Source organism: Streptomyces sp. RerS4, from assembly GCF_023515955.1.
Taxonomy (GTDB): domain Bacteria; phylum Actinomycetota; class Actinomycetes; order Streptomycetales; family Streptomycetaceae; genus Streptomyces.
This window is the reverse complement of the sequence record NZ_CP097322.1, coordinates 5,108,308-5,130,631: the sequence shown is the minus strand read 5'-3', so window position 1 is coordinate 5,130,631 and position 22,324 is coordinate 5,108,308. Positions and strand designations below refer to the sequence as shown.

The 22,324-nt window shown below is 71.1% G+C and carries 24 protein-coding genes and 2 pseudogenes; 6 read left to right on the top strand and 20 right to left on the bottom strand.

Annotated features, from left to right (window positions below; all coding sequences use genetic code 11):
• Positions 1-120: 120 nt before the first annotated feature.
• On the bottom strand, positions 121-336 hold the full coding sequence (locus tag M4D82_RS23905) for a hypothetical protein (RefSeq protein WP_030227372.1): 216 nt from the start codon (positions 334-336) through the stop codon (positions 121-123).
• Between the two features lie 349 nt (positions 337-685).
• Positions 686-967 carry an acylphosphatase gene (locus tag M4D82_RS23900; RefSeq protein ID WP_249767991.1) on the bottom strand — a complete coding sequence of 94 codons (282 nt, stop codon included), beginning with the start codon at positions 965-967 and terminating at the stop codon, positions 686-688.
• A 128-nt stretch (positions 968-1,095) separates the two neighbouring features.
• On the opposite strand from M4D82_RS23900, the gene M4D82_RS23895 reads away from it, so the two are divergent.
• Together M4D82_RS23895 and M4D82_RS23890 are read left to right on the top strand one after the other, a co-directional pair.
• A complete protein-coding gene (locus M4D82_RS23895) occupies positions 1,096-2,022 on the top strand; it encodes a CAP domain-containing protein (protein ID WP_249767990.1) in 927 nt (308 codons plus the stop codon).
• Between the two features lie 69 nt (positions 2,023-2,091).
• Positions 2,092-2,496 carry a winged helix-turn-helix transcriptional regulator gene (locus M4D82_RS23890; protein ID WP_249767989.1) on the top strand — a complete coding sequence of 135 codons (405 nt, stop codon included), beginning with the start codon at positions 2,092-2,094 and terminating at the stop codon, positions 2,494-2,496.
• On the opposite strand, the gene mutM is transcribed toward M4D82_RS23890, so the two are convergent.
• From mutM to M4D82_RS23845, 9 genes and pseudogenes are all read right to left on the bottom strand, one after another.
• Positions 2,469-3,338: a bifunctional DNA-formamidopyrimidine glycosylase/DNA-(apurinic or apyrimidinic site) lyase gene (gene mutM, locus M4D82_RS23885; protein WP_249767988.1), complete on the bottom strand. Its 870-nt coding sequence runs from the start codon at positions 3,336-3,338 to the stop codon at positions 2,469-2,471. The genes M4D82_RS23890 and mutM overlap by 28 nt on opposite strands.
• A gap of 87 nt (positions 3,339-3,425) precedes the next feature.
• A complete protein-coding gene (rnc, locus tag M4D82_RS23880; protein ID WP_249767987.1) occupies positions 3,426-4,253 on the bottom strand; it encodes a ribonuclease III in 828 nt (275 codons plus the stop codon).
• 19 nt (positions 4,254-4,272) lie between these two features.
• Positions 4,273-4,446 (bottom strand): 50S ribosomal protein L32, encoded by a 174-nt coding sequence (rpmF, locus tag M4D82_RS23875; protein WP_003965982.1) that lies wholly within the window; start codon positions 4,444-4,446, stop codon positions 4,273-4,275.
• 2 nt (positions 4,447-4,448) lie between these two features.
• Positions 4,449-5,099 carry a YceD family protein gene (locus M4D82_RS23870; protein WP_249772103.1) on the bottom strand — a complete coding sequence of 217 codons (651 nt, stop codon included), beginning with the start codon at positions 5,097-5,099 and terminating at the stop codon, positions 4,449-4,451.
• A gap of 141 nt (positions 5,100-5,240) precedes the next feature.
• Positions 5,241-6,347, bottom strand: a complete 1,107-nt coding sequence (locus tag M4D82_RS23865; RefSeq protein ID WP_249767986.1) for a DivIVA domain-containing protein — start codon at positions 6,345-6,347, stop codon at positions 5,241-5,243.
• Between the two features lie 129 nt (positions 6,348-6,476).
• Entirely contained in the window at positions 6,477-6,956 is a 480-nt protein-coding gene (gene coaD, locus M4D82_RS23860; RefSeq protein ID WP_249772101.1) for a pantetheine-phosphate adenylyltransferase, read from the bottom strand.
• Positions 6,957-6,988: 32 nt separating this feature from the next.
• Positions 6,989-7,567, bottom strand: a complete 579-nt coding sequence (rsmD, locus tag M4D82_RS23855; RefSeq protein WP_249767985.1) for a 16S rRNA (guanine(966)-N(2))-methyltransferase RsmD — start codon at positions 7,565-7,567, stop codon at positions 6,989-6,991.
• 61 nt (positions 7,568-7,628) lie between these two features.
• Positions 7,629-9,824 (bottom strand): ATP-dependent DNA helicase RecG, encoded by a 2,196-nt coding sequence (recG, locus tag M4D82_RS23850; RefSeq protein ID WP_249767984.1) that lies wholly within the window; start codon positions 9,822-9,824, stop codon positions 7,629-7,631.
• 26 nt (positions 9,825-9,850) lie between these two features.
• Positions 9,851-11,535: pseudogene (locus M4D82_RS23845) on the bottom strand (DAK2 domain-containing protein).
• A 242-nt stretch (positions 11,536-11,777) separates the two neighbouring features.
• On the opposite strand from M4D82_RS23845, the gene rpmB reads away from it, so the two are divergent.
• Positions 11,778-11,963 (top strand): 50S ribosomal protein L28, encoded by a 186-nt coding sequence (rpmB, locus tag M4D82_RS23840; protein ID WP_007266795.1) that lies wholly within the window; start codon positions 11,778-11,780, stop codon positions 11,961-11,963.
• A gap of 118 nt (positions 11,964-12,081) precedes the next feature.
• Here the strand turns inward: rpmB and thiD are convergent, their stop codons facing one another.
• Positions 12,082-12,900, bottom strand: a complete 819-nt coding sequence (thiD, locus tag M4D82_RS23835) for a bifunctional hydroxymethylpyrimidine kinase/phosphomethylpyrimidine kinase (RefSeq protein ID WP_249767983.1) — start codon at positions 12,898-12,900, stop codon at positions 12,082-12,084.
• Positions 12,897-13,880, bottom strand: coding sequence for a thiamine-phosphate kinase (locus M4D82_RS23830; RefSeq protein ID WP_249767982.1), 984 nt, complete (start codon positions 13,878-13,880; stop codon positions 12,897-12,899). Before M4D82_RS23830 ends, thiD begins: the two co-directional genes overlap by 4 nt.
• Before the next feature lie 245 nt (positions 13,881-14,125).
• Between M4D82_RS23830 and M4D82_RS23825 the strand changes: the two genes are divergently transcribed.
• Positions 14,126-14,359 (top strand): Lrp/AsnC family transcriptional regulator, encoded by a 234-nt coding sequence (locus M4D82_RS23825; protein WP_249767981.1) that lies wholly within the window; start codon positions 14,126-14,128, stop codon positions 14,357-14,359.
• 23 nt (positions 14,360-14,382) lie between these two features.
• Positions 14,383-14,874, top strand: a complete 492-nt coding sequence (locus M4D82_RS23820) for a DUF3515 domain-containing protein (RefSeq protein ID WP_249767980.1) — start codon at positions 14,383-14,385, stop codon at positions 14,872-14,874.
• A 106-nt stretch (positions 14,875-14,980) separates the two neighbouring features.
• On the opposite strand, the gene M4D82_RS23815 is transcribed toward M4D82_RS23820, so the two are convergent.
• Genes M4D82_RS23815 through M4D82_RS23805 form a run of 3 tightly spaced genes read right to left on the bottom strand, consistent with a single transcriptional unit; the run spans position 14,981 to position 17,937 of the window.
• Positions 14,981-16,138 carry a D-alanine--D-alanine ligase family protein gene (locus M4D82_RS23815; protein WP_249767979.1) on the bottom strand — a complete coding sequence of 386 codons (1,158 nt, stop codon included), beginning with the start codon at positions 16,136-16,138 and terminating at the stop codon, positions 14,981-14,983.
• 39 nt (positions 16,139-16,177) lie between these two features.
• Entirely contained in the window at positions 16,178-17,188 is a 1,011-nt protein-coding gene (locus tag M4D82_RS23810) for an NAD(P)H-dependent glycerol-3-phosphate dehydrogenase (RefSeq protein ID WP_249767978.1), read from the bottom strand.
• Positions 17,185-17,937 carry a lysophospholipid acyltransferase family protein gene (locus tag M4D82_RS23805; RefSeq protein ID WP_249767977.1) on the bottom strand — a complete coding sequence of 251 codons (753 nt, stop codon included), beginning with the start codon at positions 17,935-17,937 and terminating at the stop codon, positions 17,185-17,187. Before M4D82_RS23805 ends, M4D82_RS23810 begins: the two co-directional genes overlap by 4 nt.
• Positions 17,938-18,128: 191 nt before the next feature.
• Here M4D82_RS23805 and cofC point away from each other — a divergent pair.
• Positions 18,129-18,779, top strand: a pseudogene (gene cofC, locus M4D82_RS23800) (2-phospho-L-lactate guanylyltransferase); the annotation flags it as partial.
• A 296-nt stretch (positions 18,780-19,075) separates the two neighbouring features.
• Here the strand turns inward: cofC and M4D82_RS23795 are convergent.
• From M4D82_RS23795 to leuC, 4 genes are all read right to left on the bottom strand, one after another.
• The gene (locus M4D82_RS23795) at positions 19,076-19,750 is read right to left on the bottom strand and encodes an HU family DNA-binding protein (protein ID WP_249767975.1); all 675 of its coding nucleotides are present in this window, start codon (positions 19,748-19,750) and stop codon (positions 19,076-19,078) included.
• A 144-nt stretch (positions 19,751-19,894) separates the two neighbouring features.
• On the bottom strand, positions 19,895-20,122 hold the full coding sequence (locus tag M4D82_RS23790; RefSeq protein WP_249767974.1) for an SCO5555 family protein: 228 nt from the start codon (positions 20,120-20,122) through the stop codon (positions 19,895-19,897).
• Between the two features lie 137 nt (positions 20,123-20,259).
• Positions 20,260-20,853, bottom strand: coding sequence for a 3-isopropylmalate dehydratase small subunit (leuD, locus tag M4D82_RS23785; protein WP_249767973.1), 594 nt, complete (start codon positions 20,851-20,853; stop codon positions 20,260-20,262).
• Positions 20,854-20,859: 6 nt separating this feature from the next.
• Positions 20,860-22,284, bottom strand: a complete 1,425-nt coding sequence (gene leuC, locus M4D82_RS23780; RefSeq protein ID WP_249767972.1) for a 3-isopropylmalate dehydratase large subunit — start codon at positions 22,282-22,284, stop codon at positions 20,860-20,862.
• Positions 22,285-22,324 lie beyond the last annotated feature (40 nt).

Below are 22,324 nucleotides of genomic sequence, written 5' to 3'. Positions count from 1 at the left end.
CCCATGAAGGTGCAGGGCACATCAAACGCTAAGGGAAAGGGTGCCCCAAAGAACGAAGGGACGCCGGAGCGTCCCTTGCAGATCAAGCGGGGGCTGGAATCGAGCGACGAATGAGCGGGATCAGGTGAGCGCAGGCTCCGCCTGGGGTACGTCGAGGTCGATGCTGTCCAGCAGCGAGTCTCCGTGCTGAGCGGCGGCCGCGTTCAGTGCGTCGTTCTCGGACTGGATTCGTCCGAGCTCGGACTCAAGGTCCTGGACGCGCTGCTGAAGCCGTCGCATCTCGGCGAGGAGTCGCGGGTCGGAACCGCCGACGTAACCGAGAAGCGCCTTTGCCATGATGGATGGTCCTCCACACTGAGTGACCGACCGAAGCGGTGTGGGTCGTGAGGGAATCGCACCCGCGGATGTCCGACAGCGACTGACCGTCACTGCGCTTCGTACTGCCAACACTGTCAAACAGCTCGGGTGCGCGGGGCTTCCAGCGTCTCACCAAAAAGTTTGACGGTCAACACGATCACGCCCCGTATCGGCGGGCGGCCCGGCCCTCACAAGGGGCGAAGAGATCATCCTCGTCTCCGAGCCTTCCACGAATCGAGCCGCACGGCAACGCGTCGGCGGAGAATGCGCAGTTCCGACCGCATGCGATCCGTCCCGCGAAGTGATCAGTGCATGATCAGTCGATCGATCAACGGATCTCGAAGCCGTCGTAGCCGCCGCGCGGTGTGCCCCAGATCTCCGTCACCCCGTCCACCTTCCCGGGCGTGTCGGCGGAGCGGAGCCAGTCCAGCAGCCGGTGGCAATTCTCACGTTGACCTTCGGCCACCACCTGCACTCGACCGTCGTCAAGATTGAGCGCGAAGCCGACCATTCCGCCGATCTCCAGCGCATTCGCCCTGGTGAACCAACGGAACCCCACTCCCTGTACACGACCGCGCACCCACGCCGTCATGCGGACATCTTCATTCATGCGTGAACGCTAACCGGGCAAAGACTTTCCGGGCACATCGCCCCCCTGGCGTATTGGGCTACAGTCCCCCACCAGCGACTCACCCTTTCGGGTGAGCAAAGACTGATCTTGCAGGAAGGCCCGCGCCGATGGGACGCCACCGACTCCCCGCCTCGCCGCCCCCCGGCGGCCGGCGCCGCACCCTGGTGCGGGGCGGCCTGCTCGGCGTCTCCGTCGCCGTGGCGCTCGGCACGGCCGCCGTCACGACCGGTTTCGTCCCGGTCGGCGACTCCTTCCCCTACGTCGGCACCCAGGCGGCGAGCCAGTCGCAGACCCAGGCGGCGAAGCCCTCCCCGAGCGCGAGCCGCGCCGCGGGCGATCAGGGCGGTCTCGCGAACCTGTCGGGTCGGGCCTCCGACGGCCCCGGCGCGGGCACCCCGTCGGCCTCCGCCTCGCCGTCGCCCTCGGCCTCGCCCTCCCCCTCCGCGTCGCCGTCCCCGTCTCCGTCGAGCCCGCCGTCCCCGTCGGCCTCCGCCTCCGCCAAGGAACCGGAGAAGAGCCCCACGACCGAGGCCCCGAAGCCGCCGGCGCCGAAGCCGGTCACCTCGAAGCCCGTCGCACCGAAGCCCGTCACCTCGAAGCCGGTCGCGCCGAAGCCGCCGGCCCCGAAGCCCACCGTCCCCGCGCCGGCGGACGGGCACTCCGCCGAGGAGGCGGCCGTCCTCGCCCTGGTCAACCAGGAGCGCGCCCGGGCGGGCTGCGTCGCCGTCCGGGCGAACCCGCCGCTGGCCGCGCTCGCCGGAGCCTTCAGCGAGGACATGGCCGCACGGGGCTTCTTCGACCACACCGACCCGGACGGGAACACCCCGTGGCAGCGGGCCGAGAAGGCCGGCATCGCGGGCCTGGGCGGCGAGAACATCGCCCGCGGCCAGGGTGACGCCGCCTCCGTGATGCGGGCTTGGATGGAGAGCCCGGGGCACAAGGCGAACATCCTCAACTGCGAGTTCCGCACCCTGGGTGTCGGCGTCCACTTCGGCGCCGGCGGTCCCTGGTGGACCCAGGACTTCGGCTTCTAGACCCGCTCGTGCTAACTTTTTGAAAGCGCAAGCTGAGGGTGAGCGCACCCTCGGAGTACGCTGGACGGCATGGAGACCCCCGCCCGCAGCGAAACGCCCGCCTCCGACCTCCCCTTCGACGTGTTCGCGCGCGCCTGCCCGTCGCGGGAGACCCTGGAGCACGTCACCGGCCGGTGGGGCAGCCTCACCGTCGGCGCCCTGCGCGAAGGCCCCTGCCGCTTCAACCAGCTGCGCCGCCGCGTCGACGGCGTGAGCGAGAAGATGCTCTCCCAGACCCTGCACGCGCTGGAGCGCGACGGCATCGTCCTGCGCGAGGCGCAGCCGACGAACCCGCCCCGCGTCGACTACGAGCTGACCCCGCTCGGCCGCGAGGTCGCCGACCGCCTGCTCGCCCTGATCCACTTCCTGGAGGGCAGCATGGACGGGGTCCTCGCCTCCCGCCGGTCCTACGACGCCACGCGCGGCGGCCGCTGACAGCGCGGGCAGAAGTAGCTGGACCGGTTCATCCAGGCCCGTCGCCGCATCGGGGTCCCGCAACGGCGGCAGGGCTCGCCCTCGCGCCCGTAGGCGTCGAGGGACCGGTCGAAGTACCCGGACTCGCCGTTCACGTTCACGTAGAGGCTGTCGAAGCTGGTTCCGCCGACGTCGAGCGCGGCGTTCATGACCTCTCGCACGTGGGTGAGGAGTTCGGCGCTCTTGGCCCGGCTGATGCCGGCGGTGGGGCGCTCGTAGTGCAGCTTCGCGCGCCACAGCGCCTCGTCGGCGTAGATGTTGCCGACGCCGCTGATCAGCGACTGGTCCAGCAGCGCCCGCTTGACCGTCGTCTTCTTGGCCCGCAGCGCGAGGTGGTACGCCCCTTCGTCGAACAGGCTGTCCAGGGGGTCACGGGCGATGTGCGCGATGACGTCGGGCAGGCCCTCGGGGCTGTCCGGGACCGTCTCGTGCAGCGAGAGCCCGCCGAAGGTCCGCTGGTCGACGAAGCGCAGCTCCGTCCCGGCGGCGTCGGCGAAGCGCACGCGGATGCGCAGGTGCTTCTCGTCGGGGGCGTCGGCGGGCTGCACCAGCAGCTGCCCGCTCATCCCGAGGTGCCCGAGGACGGACAGCTCGCGCCCCTCCAGCGGCAGCCACAGGTACTTGCCGCGCCGCATCGGTACGCCGATGGTCTGGCCGGCCAGGCGGGCCGCGAAGTCCGCTCCGCCCGCCAGGTGGCGGCGTACGGCCCGGGGGTGCAGCACCTCGACGGACGCGACGGTCCGACCGGCCACCCAGCGCTCCAGACCGCGCCGCACCACTTCGACTTCGGGCAGCTCGGGCACGGTGTTCCTCCGGGAAAGTCGAACAGGTGGCGCAACAGAAGACCCCGCCGCACCGGAGTGCGACGGGGTCACTGTAAAAGAAAGCGATCAGGCTTCCGGAGCCGGGTCGGCGGCGGGCGTCGGCGTCCCGTCGCCCTCCGCCGGAGCGGCTTCGGTCGCGGCGGCGGCCGCCGCGATCCGCTCGTCCGCGGCGGCACGGATCCCGCGCCAGGCGGACTCCGCGGCCTGCTGTTCCGCTTCCTTCTTGCTGCGGCCGGTGCCGGTGCCGTACGAGACACCACCGACGCGGGCGGCAGCGGTGAAGGTCTTCTCGTGGTCCGGACCCGTCTCGGTGACCAGGTATTCCGGAACGCCGAGGCCTTCGGCGGCCGTGAGTTCCTGGAGACTGGTCTTCCAGTCCAGGCCGGCGCCGAGGTTCGAGGACTTCTCGATGAGCGGGTCGAAGAGCCGGTGGACCAGCTCCGAGGCCGCGTCGAGGCCCTGGTCGAGGTAGACCGCGCCGATCACCGCTTCAAGGGTGTCGGCGAGGATGGAGGCCTTGTCCCGGCCGCCCGTGCCCTCTTCGCCCCGGCCGAGCCGGATGAAGGAGCCGAGTTCGAGGCCACGCCCGACCTCCGCCAGCGCACGCGAGTTGACCACCGCGGCCCGCAGTTTGGCCAGCTGGCCTTCCGGCAGATCGGGGTGGGTGGTGTACAGCGTGTCGGTGACCACCAGGCCCAGCACGGAGTCCCCGAGGAACTCCAGGCGTTCGTTGGTGGGCAGACCGCCGTTCTCGTACGCGTACGAACGGTGGGTCAGCGCACGCACCAGAAGGGCGGACTCGAGTCGATACCCGAGCCGCCCTTCCAGAAGCGTGTGGGACGAGGCCGCGTTGTTACTGTCTGCCTGCTTCTCAGCGTTGGACAGCTCAGACATTGCGCCTCTCACCAGCCGCTCAGACCTCGAGGACCTGGCGCTTGTTGTAGGTGCCGCAGCTCGGGCACGCGATGTGCTGGAGCTTCGGCTCCTGGCAACGCTCACACGAAACCAGGGTGGGGACCGCAGCCTTCCACTGCGACCGGCGGTGGCGCGTGTTGCTGCGCGACATCTTCCGCTTCGGAACAGCCACGGCTACTTCTCCTGCTTCTCGGCGGCGCCCTGAACTCCGTCAGAGGCAGTGCCGCTCATGTTGTCCTTCTCGTCGTCCTGATCGGTCACGACGAGTCCTTGCAATGCCGCCCAACGGATGTCGACGGCGTCATGGTGGTGGTCCGGGTCGTCGTTCAGGCTGAGCCCGCATTCCGGGCACAGTCCGAGACAGTCCTCCCGGCACACCGGCTGCATGGGCAGTGCGAGCACCACCACATCGCGCAGCACGGGTTCGAGGTCGAACAAACCGTCCTCGAGGAAGAGCGTGTCCTCGTCGTCCTCGGCGTCGTCGGCCGGCTCCGCGTGAGAGCGGCTCCGGTCGTCGGCGTCAGGGTACGAGAACATCTCCTGGAAGTCCGCCTTGAGCTCACGCTCGACGGCCTCCAGACACCTTACGCACTCTCCGGCGGCCGTTCCACGGACGGTGCCTGTGACAAGCACCCCTTCCATGACCGACTCCAAACGGAGGTTGAGCTTCAGCGGGGCGCCTTCCGGCACTCCGATGACACCGGCGATACCGAGGTCCGCCGGGGCGTCGATCTCGCGGGAGAGCCGCTGCATGGCACCAGGACGCCGACCCAGCTCGTGCGTGTCGAACACGAGGGGGTTGCGGTGGTCGAGGCGGGTGTTCAGGGCCGTTCCTGCTTTCACAGATCGCTGAAGATCAGGGCCTGCCACGTAAACGATGACCGCTTACGGGCAGCATGGATCGCGGTGCATACGCGCGACCGAACAGCCAGGATACCCGGAGCGGCGCCCCGCGCCCAATCCGGGCTAACGGCCCTGCTCGTAGCGGCGCAGCTGCTCCAGGTCGATCATGCTCGTGTCGAAGAAGCTCGTCTCGTCCAGCGCGGGCCGCGGGGACTGAGCGGGCTGCTGCCGGTACGCCGCGTACGGGTCCGGCTGCTGCGGGTAGGCGGCGTAGGCCTGCCCGGCGTCCGCGTGGCCGGCGTACGCGTGCCCGGCGTACGGATCCTGGCCCGCGTACGGATCCTGGCCCGCGTACGGCTCTTGGCCCGCGTAGCCGGCGTACGGGTCCTGGTAGGCGTACGGGCCTTGCTGCGCGGCGACGGGCTGCGGATAGGCATACGGGGCCTCGTACGGCTGCTGCACCGGCTGGGGCCGCGCCGCCGGCGGCATCGGCTCGGGGCCCGGCTCGGCCAGCCCGGCCAGGAAGTCCGCGTCGTTCGCGGGGCGGGTCCCCCGGTCCCCGGCGGCGTCCTGGGCGGCCATGTGGGCGCCGAGGTCGTCGCCGGCCACCCGGCCCAGCAGCTTCTGCCGGCCCCGGCCGACGGCCTCCAGGGTCTTGGAGAGCACCGCTTCGAAGGTGGCGAGCTTGGTGTCCACGTACGCGTCCGCCTGCTCCCGCAGGACGCGCGGGTCCTCGCTGCGCTCGGGGACGTGCGGGTCCGCCTGCCCCTGCTCGTCGAGGCCGGGGCCGCGCCCGAGCAGCTTCTCGCGGCCCCGGTCCACGGAGCCGATGGTCTTGCTGAGGACGACCTCGAAGTTGGCGAGCTTGCTGTCGACGTACTCGTCCGCCTCGGCGCGGATCTCCTCGGCCTCCCGGCGGGCGTCCGCCAGGATCCGGTCCGCCTCGGCCTGCGAGCGGCGCGCGATCTCGGTGTCGGAGACGAGCGAGCCGCGTTGGGCGTGCGCGGCCTCGATGATCCGGTCCGCCTCCCGGCGGGCCTCCTCGACCATCCGCTCCCGGCCTCCGATCACCTCGCGGGCCAGGGCGAGGGAGCCGGGGAGGGCCTGGCGCACCTCTTCGAGCCGTTCGAGCAGTTCCGTCCGGTTGATCACGCAGGACGCCGACATGGGCATGGACCGGGCGCCGCCGACGGCTGCGACGATCTCGTCGAGCTTCTTCTGTACGTCCATGGGCGCTCGCACTCTCTCTGCCCCGGGTCGGGTCCCGAGACGGCCGGAACGGCTGACGGGGACGACTGTAGGGCCGGCGGGCGGGGCCGTGGAGCGGTCCGGGCGAAGCTCACCCGGACCGCGGTCGGCTCACTTGGCGCGCAGGCGTTCGACCAGGGCCGCGTGGACGTGCGCGGGCAGCAGGTGGGCGACGTCCCCGCCCCAGGCGGCGACCTCCTTGACCAGCGAGGAGGACAGGAAGCTGTAGGTGGGGTTGGTCGGCACGAACAGCGTTTCGACCCCGGAGAGGCCCATGTTCATCTGGGCCATCTGGAGTTCGTAGTCGAAGTCGCTGACGGCGCGCAGGCCCTTGACGATGGCGGGGATGTCCCGCTGCTTGCAGAAGTCGACGAGCAGGCCGTGGAAGGACTCGACCTCCACGTTGCCGTAGTCGGCGGTGGCCTCGCGGATCAGTTCGATCCGCTCCTCGACGGTGAACAGCCCCTTCTTGGACTGGTTGATCATCACGGCGACGTGGACGACGTCGTAGAGCCTGGAGGCCCGGCCGATGATGTCGAGGTGCCCGTTGGTGATGGGATCGAACGACCCCGGACAGACGGCGCGGCGCAACTGAACTCCCTCGATCTCCCGTGCGGCGGGCTTCATGATTCTTCGCGGGTGTGGGCGGCGCGACCGTACCAAAGGGTGCCTTCGCCGTATTTGCGTGACCGCAACGGCTCGAACCCCTCCGGCCACGGGAACGGACCGCTCCTCGTGCTGCGTTCCACGGTGACGAGCGCGTCGTCCGTGATCCAGCGATTGGAGCGGAGTGTGAGCAGGATCTCGCCGAGTTCGGCGTGCTCGACGGCGTAGGGCGGGTCCAGGAAGACGATGTCGTACGGGTCCCCGTGCGCGGTGGCGGCCACGATCTGTTCGGCCTTGCCCGCCCGGAATTCGGCGCCGGGCAGGCCCAGCGTCTTGATGTTGTCCCGGATCGCCTTGGCGGCCTTGGCGTCGGCCTCGACGAGCAGGGTGTGGTCGGCGCCGCGGGAGAGGGCCTCCAGGCCGACGGCGCCGGAGCCGCCGTAGAGGTCGAGCACGCGGGCGCCCTCCACGCCGTGCAGCGACTCCCAGGTGGAGAAGAGCCCTTCGCGCATCCGGTCGGAGGTCGGGCGGGTGCCGGTGCCGGGCGGCACGGCCAGCCGCCGCCCGCCGGCGCTGCCGGCGATCACGCGGGTCATCTGGGGTCCTTCGCTGGGGTGGGCGGGAGACGTACGGGGGTTCAACGATAGGTCGTGCCGGTCAGCCCTTCTCCAGGTACTGCTCCCGCTCGCTGTCCAGCAGCGCGTCGAGGGCGGTGCGCAGTCCGGGGAGGTGTTCCAGGTCGGGGTCGGCTGCGACCACGCGGGCGGCCTCCTCGCGGGCCTGGGCGATGACCTCCTCGTCCTCGATGACGGCGAGCATGCGCAGGGAGGAGCGGACGCCGGACTGGGCCTGGCCGAGGACGTCGCCCTCGCGGCGCTGTTCGAGGTCGATGCGGGACAGTTCGAAGCCGTCGAGGGTGGCGGCGACGGCGGCGAGCCGGGCGCGGGCGGGACTGGCCTCGTGCATCTCGCTGACCAGCAGGCACAGGCCCGGGGCGGAGCCGCGGCCGACGCGGCCGCGCAGCTGGTGGAGCTGGGAGACGCCGAAGCGGTCGGCGTCCATGATGACCATGACGGTGGAGTTGGGGACGTTGACCCCGACCTCGATCACGGTGGTGGCCACGAGCACCTTGACCTCGCCGGCGGCGAAGCGGCGCATGACGTCGTCCTTGTCGGCGGGGTCCATCCGCCCGTGCAGCACCTCGACGGAGAGCCCGGCGAGGGGGCCGCGCGTCAGCTGCTCGGCGATCTCCAGGACGGCGAGCGGGGGCCGCCGGTCGCCGTCCTCCCCGTCGGCCTGCTTCTTCTTGGGTTCGTCCTCGCCGTCGCCGATGCGCGGGCAGACGACGTACGCCTGGTGGCCGTTCTCGACCTCTTCGCGGACCCGTTCCCAGGCGCGGGTGAGGAAGTGCGGCTTGTCCTTGGCGGGGACGACGTGGGTGGCGATCGGGGAGCGGCCGGCGGGCAGCTGGTCGAGGACGGAGGTCTCCAGGTCGCCGAAGACGGTCATCGCGACCGTGCGCGGGATCGGGGTCGCGGTCATGACCAGCAGGTGCGGGGGCTGCTTGCCCTTGGACCGCAGCGCGTCGCGCTGCTCCACACCGAAGCGGTGCTGTTCGTCGACGACGACCAGGCCGAGGTCGTGGAACTGCACCTTGTCCTCGATCAGCGCGTGCGTGCCGATGACGATGCCGGCCTCGCCGGTGACCAGATCGAGCAGGGCCTGCCGGCGGGCGGGCATCCCCATGGAGCCGGTGAGCAGCACCACCTTGGTCCCGTGGTCGGCCCCGCCGAGCATGCCGCCCTCGGCCAGCTCGCCCATCATCTCGGTGATCGACCGGTGGTGCTGTTGGGCGAGGACCTCGGTGGGCGCGAGCATGGCCGCCTGCCCACCGGAGTCCACGACGGCGAGCATGGCCCGCAGCGCGACCAGCGTCTTGCCACTGCCCACCTCGCCCTGGAGGAGGCGGTGCATGGGGTGGTCGGTGGCCAGGTCGTCGAAGATCTCCTTCGAGACGGTCTGTTGGCCTTCGGTGAGGGTGAAGGGCAGCTTGGCGTCGAAGGCGTCGAGGATGCCGCCGGGGGTGGGGCGGCGGGGGACGGCGGGGAGCTGGGAGTCGGCGTGGCGGCGGCGGGCCAGGGCGACCTGGAGGACGAAGGCCTCGTCCCACTTGAGGCGTTGCCGGGCGTCCTCGACGTCGGCTTTGGTGCCCGGACGGTGGATCTTGAGGAGGGCCTCGGTGAGGGGGATCAGGCCGCGGCCCTCGCGCAGGGCGGGCGGCAGCGGGTCCAGGGTCTCCCGGGCCGCGGGCAGCACGGCGTCGACGGCCTTGGAGATCTTCCAGGACTCCAGTTTTGCGCAGGCCGGGTAGATCGGGATGAGCTGGTTGGCGAAGGCGGTCGCCGCGTCCCGGTCGGAGGCGTCCGCGCCGAGGAGTTCGTAGGCGGGGTGCGAGAGCTGGAGCTTGCGGTTGAACGTGCCGACCTTGCCCGCGAACATCGCGCGGGTGCCGGGCAGCAGGTCCTTGTGCGGCTTGTGGACGCCGGCGCCGAAGAAGACCAGCTGGAGGCGGCCGCTGCCGTCGGTGATGGTGACCTCCAGGCGTTTGCCGCGGCCGCCGTTGAAGGTCAGGATCCGGGCGTCGGCGACCTGGGCGACGACGGTCACGTGCTCGTCGAGCTGGTCGGCGAGCTCGGCCAGCGGGGTCAGCTCGCCGCGCTCCGCGTAGCGCCGGGGGTAGTGGTGGAGCAGGTCCAGGGCCGTGTGCAGGCCGAGCTGCTCGGCCAGCACCTTGGCGGTGGCGGGGCCGAGGGTCTTCTTGAGGTCTTCGTCGAGCGCGGGCACGTGTTCCATTGCACACCATGGCGCCGACAAGCCCGCTATTCCACCCCGATGAGCAGCGGCGCCGAGTAGCGTCCGCCGCGGTAGGTGACGGTGTCGACGGCGAGGTGTCCGTGCTGGACGTACGCCTCCAGGCGCGCGGCGAGCGTGTCGGGGACCTCGGGGCCCAGGACGAGGGTGACCAGTTCGCCGCCGGAGCCGAGCATCCGTTGCAGGACGGCCTCGGCGGTCTCGGGCAGGCCGGCGCCGATGACGGCGACGTCGCCGTCGATGAGGCCGAGGACGTCCCCGGCCTGGCAGATGCCGGCGGAGGTGAAGGATTGCCGTTCGGCGACGGCCAGTTCCCCGTACCGGGTGGCGCCGGCGGCGGCGGTCATGGTGACGACGTCCTCGTCGAAGCTGGCGTCGGGGTCGTGGACGGCGAGCGCGGCGAGGCCCTGGACGGCGGAGCGGGTGGGGATCACGGCGACCCGTACGCCGTCGGCGCGGGCGCGTTCGGCGGCGGCCGCGGCGGCCGCGCGCAGCTCGGCGGAGCCGGGCAGCAGGGCCACCTCGCGGGCGTGCGCCCGGTGGATGGCCTCGACCAGTTCGGCGACGGCGGGCGGCTCCCGGGGCGGGCCAGGACGGTGGTGGCGCCGGCCTCGCCGCACAGCGCGGCCAGTCCCTCGCCGGGGACGACGGCGACGACGGCCCGCTGGGCGCGCGGGGCGCGGGCGCGGCGGCGTTCGTCACCGAAGTGGGTGATGCGGATGCGGTGGGGGCGGCCCGCGACCACCCCGGCCTCGACCGCGGCTCCGGGGTCGTCGACGTGGACGTGGACGTTCCACAGGCGGTCGCCGCCGACCACCACCAGGGAGTCGCCGAGGGCGTCGAGGTCCTCGCGCAGTGTGTCGACGGCCTCCTCGGAGGCCTCCAGGAGGTAGATCACCTCGTACGCCGGTCCGCCCTCCTCCTCCGCGCACTGCGCGCCCTCGCACGGTACGGGCACGGACCGGCCGGGGACGGGCCGCGCGGCGGGCTCCTGCCCGGACAGCGCCTGCCACAGGGCACCGAGTACGGCGACCAACCCGCAGCCCCCCGCGTCGACCACGCCCGCCCGGCCGAGCTCGGCCAGTTGCCCGGGGGTCTCGGCGAGGGCGGCGCGGGCCCCCTCGTAGGCGGCGTGGGCCACCTCGGCGACGGTCGCGGCGGCGGACTCGGCGGCTCCCGCGGCCCGCGCGGCGGCTCCGGCGACGGTGAGCATGGTCCCCTCGACGGGGTGCGCGACGGCCCGGTACGCCTCCTCGGCGGCCCGCTCCAGGGCCTGCGCGAGCAGCGGTCCGGGGGCGCGGTCGGCGGGGGCGGAGCCGAGGACGTCGGCGACGCCGCGCAGCAGCTGGGCGAGGATCGTCCCGGAGTTGCCCCGGGCGCCTATGAGCGCGCCGTGCGCGTAGGCCCGTACGGCTTCGGCGAGGGACAGGGACACGGCTGTGTCTTCGGTCACGGTGAGGTCGGCTCGGTCGGCGCCGGTGGCGGCGGCGCCGGCCCGGCAGGCCCCGGCCAGGGCGCGGTCGGCGGCCTCGGCGGTGAGGAAGAGGTTGGTGCCGGTGTCGGAGTCCGCGACGGGGTAGACGTTGATGGCGTCGATGTCCTCACGGGCCCGGCCCAGCGCGGCCACGGCCAGCGAACTCCAGGTGCGCACCGCTTCGGCGTCGAGGGTGTGCGGCTCGGGCTGGTGCGCCACCGGGCGTTCCTCCTTGTGCGGGCCAGGGTTCACCGCAGGGTAACGAAGGCCGGTGCCCGATCCGGTGCCCCGGGGCGGGGCCTGGTCCGGTCATGGTAGTTTTCTTGGACCGAAGCAGTCGTTGTATGCTGCTCAGGTTGCCCGTCGAGAGTCGGGTCATTCGTCCGGCAAGCCACTTCAGATCTCTGATTCCGGTGCGCCGGATTTCACTGTAATTGCATCTGAAGTCTTTGGAGTGACCTGTGGCTGCCAACTGCGACGTTTGCGCCAAGGGGCCGAGCTTCGGCAACAACATCTCCCACTCGCACCGCCGCACCTCGCGTCGCTGGAACCCGAACATCCAGCGCGTCCGTGCCGTGGTCAATGGGACGCCGAAGCGCCTCAACGCCTGCACCTCGTGCATCAAGGCCGGCAAGGTCTCGCGCTGACGCCTCCCGTCGTCGTAGCGCAGCCCTTTCCGGTTGCCAAGAAGGCCGGTTCACCTCTGGTGAACCGGCCTTTTGCCTTTCCCGCCCGGCCTCCACTGCCGCCGCGGCCTTCCCGGCGTCAGCGCCACCGCCAGGCGTGGTCCACGGGTCCGATGCCGCCGCCTAGCGCGAAGCCGGCGGCGATGGCGCCCGTGACGTACGCCTTGGCCTGCGTCACCGCCTCGGGGACCGGCAGGCCCTTGGCCAGGCCGGCCGCGATGGCACTGGCGAGGGTGCAGCCCGTGCCGTGGGTGTGCCGGTTGTCGTGACGCGGGGCGCGCAGCCACAGCTCCCGGTCGCCGTCGGTGAGCAGGTCGACGGCCTCGTGCCCGTGGGCGTCGAGGTGACCGCCCTTGACGAGGGCCCAGCGCGGGCCGTGACCGAGGATCGCGTCGGCGGCCCGCCGCATGTCGTCCTCGCTCTCCACGACCAGGCCCGTCAGCTGCGTCACCTCGTCGAGGTTCGGCGTGGCCACCGTCGCCCGGGGCAGCAGCTCCTGTCGTACGGCGTCCAGCGCGGAGGCGGCGAGCAGCGCGTCCCCGTGCTTGGAGACGCCCACGGGATCCACCACCGCCGGAGCCGCCGTGTCGGCCAACAGGGCGGCCACCGTCTCCACGAGCGCGGTGGAGGAGAGCATCCCGGTCTTGACGGCCTGGACTCCGATGTCGTCCACGACGGCCCGGTACTGGGCGGTGACGGCCTCGGCGGGCAGTTCCCAGGCTCCGCGCACGCCCAGGGAGTTCTGGGCGGTCACCGCCGTGATCACGCTCATGCCGTGCACGCCGAGGGCGAGCATCGTCTTGAGGTCGGCCTGGATGCCCGCGCCGCCGCCGGAGTCGGATCCGGCGACGGTCAGGCACAGCGGCGGATGCGCGCGGCCGCTCGGCGGGGCACTCACCGGGGCGTCTCCTCGACGGCCGGGTCGGCGCCGAAGTGGTCCCAGCCGCCGGTGCTGGTCCACGGAGCGCCGTCCACGGTCACCTGAGGCAGCGCGGAGCGGTGCTGGACCTCCCCGATGACCTTCCAGCGGGCCGGGAGCTTCACGTCGGGCGGGAAGGTCGCCACGATGGCGTGGTCCTCTCCCCCGGTGAGCACCCACTGGAGCGGGTCCACGCCGACGGCCTGCCCGATGTCGTGCATCTGCGTCGGGATGTCCACCGCGCCCGAGCGCACGTCGATGCGGACCTTGCTGGCCTCGGCGATGTGCCCGAGGTCGGCGATCAGGCCGTCGCTGACGTCGGTCATGGCGGTGGCGCCGAGCCCGGCCGCCGCGGGGCCCGCGTGGTACGGGGGCTCGGGGCGCCGGTGAGCCTCTACGAAGGCCCGCGGGGAGCGGAAGCCGCGCGAGAGCACCGCGAAGCCGGCGGCGGACCAGCCGAGCCAGCCGGTCACGGCGACGACGTCGCCGGGCTGGGCGCCGGAGCGCAGCACGGGTTCGTGGTTGCGCAGGTCGCCGAGCGCGGTGATGGCGACGGTGATGGTGTCGCCGCGCACCACGTCCCCGCCGACCACGGCGGCCCCCGCGACCTGGCATTCGTCGCGGATGCCGTCCATCAGCTCGGTCGGCCAGGTCACCGGCAGTTCGGCCGGTACGACGAGGCCGAGCAGGAGCGCGGTCGGCACCGCGCCCATGGCGGCGATGTCGGCCAGGTTCTGCGCGGCGGCCTTGCGGCCGACGTCGTAGGCCGTGGACCAGTCGCGGCGGAAATGCCGGCCCTCCAGCAGGATGTCCGTGCTGGCGACGACCCGCCGGTCGGGGGCCGAGACCACCGCGGCGTCGTCGCCCGGTCCGAGCCGGACCGCCGGGGTGGTGGTGAGCCGTGAGGTGAGCTCCCGAATGAGCCCGAACTCCCCCAGCTCGCCCACAGTGCCCTTCATCGCTGTGCCCCTTCTTGGCAAGTCCGCTTGCGGTCGCGAGCCGTCACAGCTCTGGGTACCGTCAACAGATACGTCAACTTCTGCTCTGCGTACGCCCCGCTGTGCGTGGCGCCGGGCTCGTGGGTCTCCCCGCGACACACGGCGACGCGGTACCGTGGCGTCCCTTCTTCCCCGGGCCCGCCCGCTGTCCCCGGGCCCACCCGAAGATTAGGGGAAATGATCCTCGTGGCCGCCCTGGAGGTTCCGTGGTACAGGCGTACATCCTTATCCAGACCGAGGTGGGCAAGGCGTCGTTCGTCGCCGAGTCCATCGGCAAGATCCCGGGGGTGATCCAGGCCGAGGACGTGACGGGCCCCTACGACGTGATCGTGCGCGCCCAGGCCGACACCGTGGACGACCTCGGCCGCCTGGTCGTCGCCAAGGTCCAGCAGGTGGAGGGCATCACCCGCACCTTGACCTGCCCCGTGGTCCATCTGTAGCCCCCGTCTACTCTTGGCCGGTGATGTCTTCGCACCGTCGGCCGTTTCGTCTGCTGGTCCTGCCCGCCGCCTCGGCCCTGCTGGCCCTCGCGGGCTGTGCTCCGGGGGACTCCGAGGCCCGGGTGGAACCGCCGCCCGCTCCGCCCGCCGAGGTCGCGAAGCTCTGTGCCGCTCTGCACGGTGAGCTCCCGCGAACCGTGGCGGGGCTGGGGCGGGCCGCCACCGAACCGGCGTCCGACCTGACCGCCGCGTGGGGCGGCTCGGCGATCGTACTGCGGTGCGGTATCCCCAAGCCCCCCGCGATGGCCGATCCCCAGCAGGACGGGGTGGAGGTGAACGGCGTCGGCTGGCTGGTCCAGCGGACGCCGGACGGCGGTCTCGTCTTCACCACCACCTCGCGGCTGGCGTACACGGAGGTCCGGATCGACAAGGAGCATGCCACGGACGCGCAGATGCTGGTCGGGCTGTCCGCCGCCGTGGAGAAGACCGTTCCCACCGGTATCTCGTCCTATTGAGTCCTGGTGAGTCCCACAGGGCCCTGCGCACCTCGCACCGCCGCCCGTCGACCACGCCCGTGAGGGCGGGCCGACGGGCGGTCCGCTGTACGTCGGGCCGGACGGCCTAGCGCAGTCCGGTCGAGCGGCGCAGGGCCGCCTGGATCAGGAGGTCGACCAGTTCCGGGTACTCGACCCCCGACTCCTGCCACATGCGCGGGTACATCGAGATCGGGGTGAACCCCGGCATGGTGTTGATCTCGTTGATCACGAATTCGCCGTCCTCGGTGAGGAAGAAGTCGGCGCGCACCAGACCCTCGCAGGAGGCCGCCTCGAAGGCGTCCACCGCGAGCCTCTGCACCTCGGCGGTCTGCTCCGCGGTGAGCGGGGCGGGCACGATCCCGGAGGCGGAGTCGATGTACTTCGCCTCGAAGTCGTAGAAGTCGTGGCTGGAGACCGGCGGGATCTCGGCCGGCACGCTGGCGCGCGGCCCGTCCTCGAACTCCAGGACGCCGCACTCGATCTCGCGGCCGCGCAGCAGCGCCTCCACGATGATCTTCGGGTCGTGGCGCTGGGCCTCGCGGATCGCCTCGTCCAGGCCGGACGCGTCGTCGACCTTGGTGATGCCGATGGAGGAGCCGGCGCGGGCGGGCTTGATGAACAGCGGCCAGCCGTGTTCGGCGGCGAAGTCCAGGATGCGGCCGCGGGCGGCGTCCGGGTCGGCGTTCCACTCGCGCGGACGGACGGTGAGGTAGGGGCCCACCTTCAGACCGAAGGAGGTGAACACCCGCTTCATGTAGTCCTTGTCCTGGCCGACGGCCGAGGACAGGACGCCCGAGCCGACGTACGGGATCCCGGACAGCTCCAGGAGGCCCTGGAGGGTGCCGTCCTCGCCGTAGGGGCCGTGCAGCACGGGGAAGACGACGTCGACCTCGCCCAGGGCCTTGGGGACGGCGCCCGGTTCGGTGTAGACGACCTCGCGGCTGGCGGGGTCCACGGACAGCACGACGGTGCCGTCCGGGGACTCCGCCAGGGCCTCCACGTTCGGGAGGACGCGGTCGGCGATGGCCATGCGCTCGGGCGCGTCGGCGGTCAGGGCCCACCGGCCGTCCGTGGTGATGCCGATGGGCAGCACCTCGTACTTGGCGCGGTCGATGGAGCGCAGGACCGCGCCCGCCGTGACGACCGAGATGGCGTGTTCCGAGCTGCGGCCGCCGAACACGACGGCCACGCGGGGCTTGCGGCCCTGCTGCTCAGGGGTCTGGGGGAGGTTCTCGCTGCTCATATCGCCACGAGGGTACCCGCTCAAGCGTCCGGAACGGAGTCAGCGGCGTTCCGGTTTGGCGCTGCGGCCCATGAGTTCCTTCAGGGCGACCAGCGGGGGCTTGCCGTGGTGGACGATGTCGACGACGGTGTCGGTGATCGGCATGTCCACCCCGTACCGGTTGGCCAGATCCGCCACGGACTGGCAGGACTTGACCCCTTCCGCGGTCTGCTTGGTGACCGCGATGGTCTCCTCCAGGGTCATCCCGCGGCCCAGGTTGGTGCCGAAGGTGTGGTTCCGGGAGAGCGGCGAGGAGCAGGTGGCGACGAGGTCGCCGAGGCCCGCGAGGCCGGAGAAGGTGAGCGGGTCGGCGCCCATCGCCAGGCCCAGGCGGGTGGCTTCGGCGAGGCCGCGGGTGATGAGCGAGCCCTTGGTGTTGTCGCCCAGGCCCATGCCGTCCGCGATGCCGACGGCGAGGCCGATGACGTTCTTGACGGCGCCGCCGAGTTCGCAGCCGATGACGTCGGTGCTGGTGTACGGGCGGAAGTACGGGGTGTGGCAGGCGGCCTGGAGGCGTCGGGCGACGGCCTCGTCCACGCAGGCGACCACCGAGGCGGCGGGCTGCCGGGCGACGATCTCGCGGGCCAGGTTGGGGCCGGTGACGACGGCGACGCGCTCGGCGGGGACCTTGGCCACCTCTTCGATGACCTCGCTCATCCGCTTGGCGGTGCCGAGTTCGATGCCCTTCATGAGGGAGACGAGCACGGCGTCGGCGGGCAGCAGGGGCGCCCATTCGGCGAGGTTGGCGCGCAGCGTCTGGGAGGGGATGGCCAGGACCGCGAAATCGGCGTCCCGGGCGGCCTCGGCCGCGTCGGTCGTGGCCCGCATGTTCGCGGGCAGTTCGACGTCGGGGAAGTAGTCCGGGTTGGTCCGGCCGGTGTTGATGGCGTCGGCCAGTTCCCTGCGGCGGCCCCACAGGGTCACCTCGCAGCCGGCGTCGGCGAGCACCATGCCGAACGCGGTGCCCCAGGAACCGCTTCCGAAGACGGCCACCTTCACGGGACGTGTCACTTCTTGCCCTCCCCCGCGGCGTCGCGCCGCTGCTGCGCCCTGGCCTTGCGGTGGTCGTAGGGCCGCTCGGGAGCCCTCTCGCCGCGCAGCTCCTCCAGGAGCTTGGTGATGTCGGCCATGATGGCCTCCGTGGCGCCCCTGAGGACGTCCGGCGTGGGTTCCCGGTCGTAGTACGCCGAAAGGTCCACGGGCGGTCCCGCGAGCACCTGGAGCGTCTTGCGGGGGAACAGACGGACCCTTTTCTCCTTGGCGTACGGCGGCATCGCGAGGTTCGCGCCCCACTGGGCCACCGGAATGACGGGGGCCTTCGTGATCAATGCCACGCGGGCGGCGCCGGTCTTGCCGGCCATCGGCCACATCTCGGGATCGCGGGTGAGGGTGCCCTCGGGGTAAAAGGCCACGCATTCACCGCGCTCGATGGCGTCCACGGCGGCCCGGAATGCGTCCAGGGCGTCGGTGGTCTCCCGGTAGACGGGGATCTGTCCGGAGCCGCGCAGGATCGCGCCGACGAATGGCACCTTGAAGAGTCCGGCCTTCGCGAGCAATCGGGGCACCCGGCCGGTGTTGTACTGGAAGTGCGCGTAGGACAGCGGGTCCAGGTACGAGTTGTGATTGACGGCGGTGATAAAACCCCCGTCCGCCGGAATGTGCTCCATTCCCCGCCAGTCCCGCTTGAAGAGCACTACCAGCGGCGGTTTCGCGATGACCGCCGCCAGGCGGTACCAGAAGCCGATTCTGCGGCGGGACACTCGGACACCTTCCTCTAGGACCGGTGCGCGGCTTCGGCACCCGTCTTCGGCCGGACAAGTGTCGCCCCAGGTCCGGTCTCTGTCGAGGACACCGTACGCCCCGCTCGCGCCACGGGTCCCCTCCGCGGTGGGCGGGAGGCGACAATGGGCCGACTGATGACCGGGCCATGACCTGTCGATGGTTCGGGCGGGTGCGGGAACGCGCCGGAGGGAAGGGGTCCGTCACGAACGCCGTCTGGAGTCTGGTGGTCCCTCTGAAGCCCCTGACGCTGGCCAAGAGCCGGCTCGCGGCGGCGGTCGGCGGATCCCGTCCGGGACTGGCCCTGGCGTTCGCCCAGGACACCGTCGCCGGGGCGCTGGCCTGCCCTTCCGTCGTGGATGTGGTGGTCGTCACGGACGACCGGGTGGCCGGTGCGGAGCTGGCGAGGCTGGGCGCGCGCATCCTGGCGGACGCCCCGGGCGCGGGATTGAACGCCGCGCTGGACCACGGTGCGCGGGCGGTGCGGGCGGGCCGGCCGCGCGCGGCGGTCGCCGCGATGAACGCGGACCTGCCGGCGCTGCGCGCACCGGAATTGCTACGCGTGCTCGAAAACGCCTCGACATTTCCTCGGGCATTTCTGGCGGATGCGGCCGGAATCGGGACGACCCTGCTTTCCGCCGGCCCGGACATGGAATTGGATCCTTCGTTCGGCGGCCCGTCCCGCGCCCGCCATTCGGCCTCGGGGGCGGCGGAAATCGCCCTCGCGGACGTGGAGAGCGTACGTCGGGACGTGGACACCGGAGCGGACCTGCGCAGGGCGCTCTCCCTCGGTGTGGGCCCGCACACCGCCCGATACAGTGCCCGTATGCAGGCGACCGCGTACACGTACGACTCCCAGACCCGCAGCGGCAGTGTGCTGCTCGACGACGGCACTCCGGTGCCCTTCGAGGCGGCGGCCTTCGACGCCGGGGGCCTGCGCCTGCTGCGTCCGGGGCAGCGGGTGCGCATCGAGACGTCCGGCGAGGGCGCGGACCTGCGCATCACCCTGGTGACCCTGCAGACCTTCTGATCTTCTGGCCTTCTGACCTGCGAAGAACGCACCGCGGGCCGGCTTCCCACGGGGAAGCCGGCCCGGCGTGTGTGACTCGTGCCCGGGTCCTACTTGTTGCGGGCGGTGGTCTTCTTCGCGGTGGTCTTGCGCGCCGTCGTCTTCTTGGCGGGCGCGGTGGTCTTCGAGGTGGCCTTCTTGGCCGCCGGAGCCGTCTTCTTGGCCGTGGCGGTGGTCTTCTTCGCCGCCGTGGTGGCCTTCTTGGCCGGGGCCGCCTTCTTGGCGGTGGCGGCCTTCTTCGCGACGGTGGTCTTCGCGGCCGTCTTCTTCGCGGCGGTCGCGGTGGTCTTGCGCGCCGTGGTCTTCTTCGCCACCGCGGTCTTGGCGGCGGCCTTCTTGGCCGTGGTGGCCTTCTTCGCGGCGGCCTTCTTGACCGTGGCGGAAGCCCCGCCCATCAGGCTGCCCTTGGGGGCCTTCTTGACGGCGACCTCGTCACCCTTGGGGAGCTTCTTGGTACCGCTGACCAGGTCCTTGAAGCCCTGACCCGCGCGGAAACGGGGGACGGAGGTCTTCTTGACCCGGACGCGCTCACCCGTCTGCGGGTTGCGGGCGTACCGTGCCGGCCGGTCGACCTTCTCGAACGAGCCGAAGCCGGTGACCGAGACCCGGTCGCCCGCGACGACCGCGCGGACCATGGCGTCCAGTACCGCGTCGACAGCGTCCGCGGCCTGCTGACGGCCGCCGAGCTTGTCGGCAATCGCTTCTACGAGCTGCGCCTTGTTCACGTCTTCCCCTTCGGAGACATCGCCAGAACGAATGTGTTCAAGCTTATTTCGCACGTTAGGCGGATATATACCGCAAATCAAACACGAAACGGGCTAATCACCCTAGTGCCGCAACGATGTAGGCCGTTACGGAGTTCCTTCGCATCAGTCGCCTTCAGGGAATCGACCCTCGTCGAGGTCCTTCATCAACCTGTCCAGGCGCCTTGCCGCGTCGGCGAGATCATGCTTCGCCGTGGCGGTGACGACCAACAGCTTCCGGGACAGCGTCATCCTTACGCCCTCCGGGACTTGCAGTGAGCGCACCCTTGCGTGTGCTTCTTTCAACCGGTCCGCGACGAGTTCGTAGAGCTCGAGTTGACTGTCGCGTTCCATGCACAGATTGTGCCATCTGGGGCGAGTTGTCGCCTCACGGGGCCTCAACATACGGCTGTGCCCCCCGCCGGAAGGCGGGGGGCACAGTGTTGCCGATGTGATCACGCGAAGGCGAATAAGCGCTGATCAGGCTGGAATCAAGCCCGAATCGTACGTGGCTTGAAGGTGGGGCGAGTGCTTTCGTACGCGTCGATGTCGGCTTCGTTCTGAAGGGTGAGCGAGATGTCGTCCAGCCCCTCCAGCAGACGCCAGCGGGCGTTGTCGTCGAGTTCGAACTCCGCCTCGACGCCTTCGGCTCGGACCTTCCGGTCGACCAGGTCGACGGTGATCTCGGCGGTCGGGTCGGCCTCGGTCAGCTCCCACAGCCTGTCGACGGTCTCCTGCGGCAGGACGACGGTCAGCAGGCCGTTCTTCAGCGAGTTGCCGCGGAAGATGTCGGCGAAGCGGGAGGAGATGACCGTCTTGAAACCGAAGTTCTGCAGGGCCCAGACGGCGTGTTCGCGCGAGGAGCCGGTGCCGAAGTCGGGCCCGGCGACCAGGACGGTCGCGCCCGCGCGCTCCGGACGGTTCGTGACGAAGTCCGGGTCCTTGCGCCAGGCCTCGAAGAGCCCGTCCTCGAACCCGTCGCGGGTGATCTTCTTGAGCCAGTGGGCCGGGATGATCTGGTCGGTGTCCACGTTGCTGCGGCGCAGCGGCACGGCCCGGCCGGTGTGGGTGGTGAAGGCTTCCATGGTTGATCAGACTCCGGCGGTCGCGTGGGCGTCGGACAGGTCGGCGGGCGAGGCCAGGTGGCCCAGCACCGCGGTGGCGGCGGCCACCTGCGGCGAGACCAGGTGGGTACGCCCACCCTTGCCCTGCCGGCCCTCGAAGTTGCGGTTGGAGGTGGACGCGGAGCGCTCACCCGGGGCCAACTGGTCGGGATTCATGCCCAGGCACATCGAGCAACCCGCGTGCCGCCATTCGGCGCCGGCCTCCTTGAAGACCTTGTCCAGGCCCTCTTCGACGGCCTGGAGCGCGACGCGCACCGAACCGGGGACGACCAGCATCCGTACGCCGTCGGCGACTTTGCGGCCCTCGACGATCCCGGCGACGGCGCGCAGGTCCTCGATGCGGCCGTTGGTGCAGGAACCTACGAAGACGGTGTCGACCTTGATGTCACGCAGCGGCTGTCCGGCCGTCAACCCCATGTACTCCAGGGCCTTTTCGGCGGCGAGGCGCTCCGAAGCGTCCTCGTACGAAGCGGGGTCGGGGACGTTGGCCGACAGCGGGGCGCCCTGACCGGGGTTGGTGCCCCAGGTGACGAACGGGGACAGCGCCGAGCCGTCGATGACGACCTCCGCGTCGAAGACCGCGTCCTCGTCCGTGCGCAGCGTCTTCCAGTAGGCGACGGCCGCGTCCCAGTCCTCGCCCTCGGGGGCGTGGTCGCGGCCCTGGAGGTAATCGAAGGTGGTCTGGTCGGGGGCGATCATGCCCGCGCGGGCGCCGGCCTCGATCGACATGTTGCAGATGGTCATGCGGGCTTCCATCGAGAGCTTCTCGACGGCCTCGCCGCGGTACTCCAGGATGTAGCCCTGACCGCCGCCGGTGCCGATCTTGGCGATGATCGCCAGGATCAGGTCCTTGGCGGTGACGCCCTCGGCCAGCGCGCCCGTGACGGTGATCGCCATGGTCTTCGGGCGGGCCAGCGGCAGCGTCTGGGTGGCGAGCACGTGCTCGACCTGGCTGGTGCCGATGCCGAACGCCAGCGCGCCGAAGGCGCCGTGCGTGGACGTGTGCGAGTCACCACAGACCACGGTGGTGCCCGGCTGGGTCAGTCCCAGCTGCGGCCCCACGACGTGGACGACGCCCTGCTCGACGTCGCCCAGGGAGTGCAGGCGTACGCCGAACTCGGCGCAGTTCTTGCGCAGCGTCTCCAGCTGGGCCCGGGAGACGGGGTCCGCGATGGGCTTGTCGATGTCGATGGTGGGGGTGTTGTGGTCCTCGGTCGCGATGGTGAGGTCGAGCCGGCGGACCTTGCGACCGGCCTGGCGCAGCCCGTCGAAGGCCTGCGGGCTGGTCACCTCGTGCAGCAGGTGGAGATCAATGAAGAGGAGATCGGGCTCGCCCTCGGCGCGCCGGACGACATGGTCGTCCCAGACCTTCTCCGCGAGTGTCCTACCCATCGCTTTCCCTCCGAGCTCACCGTCCCGGACCCAGTGGTTC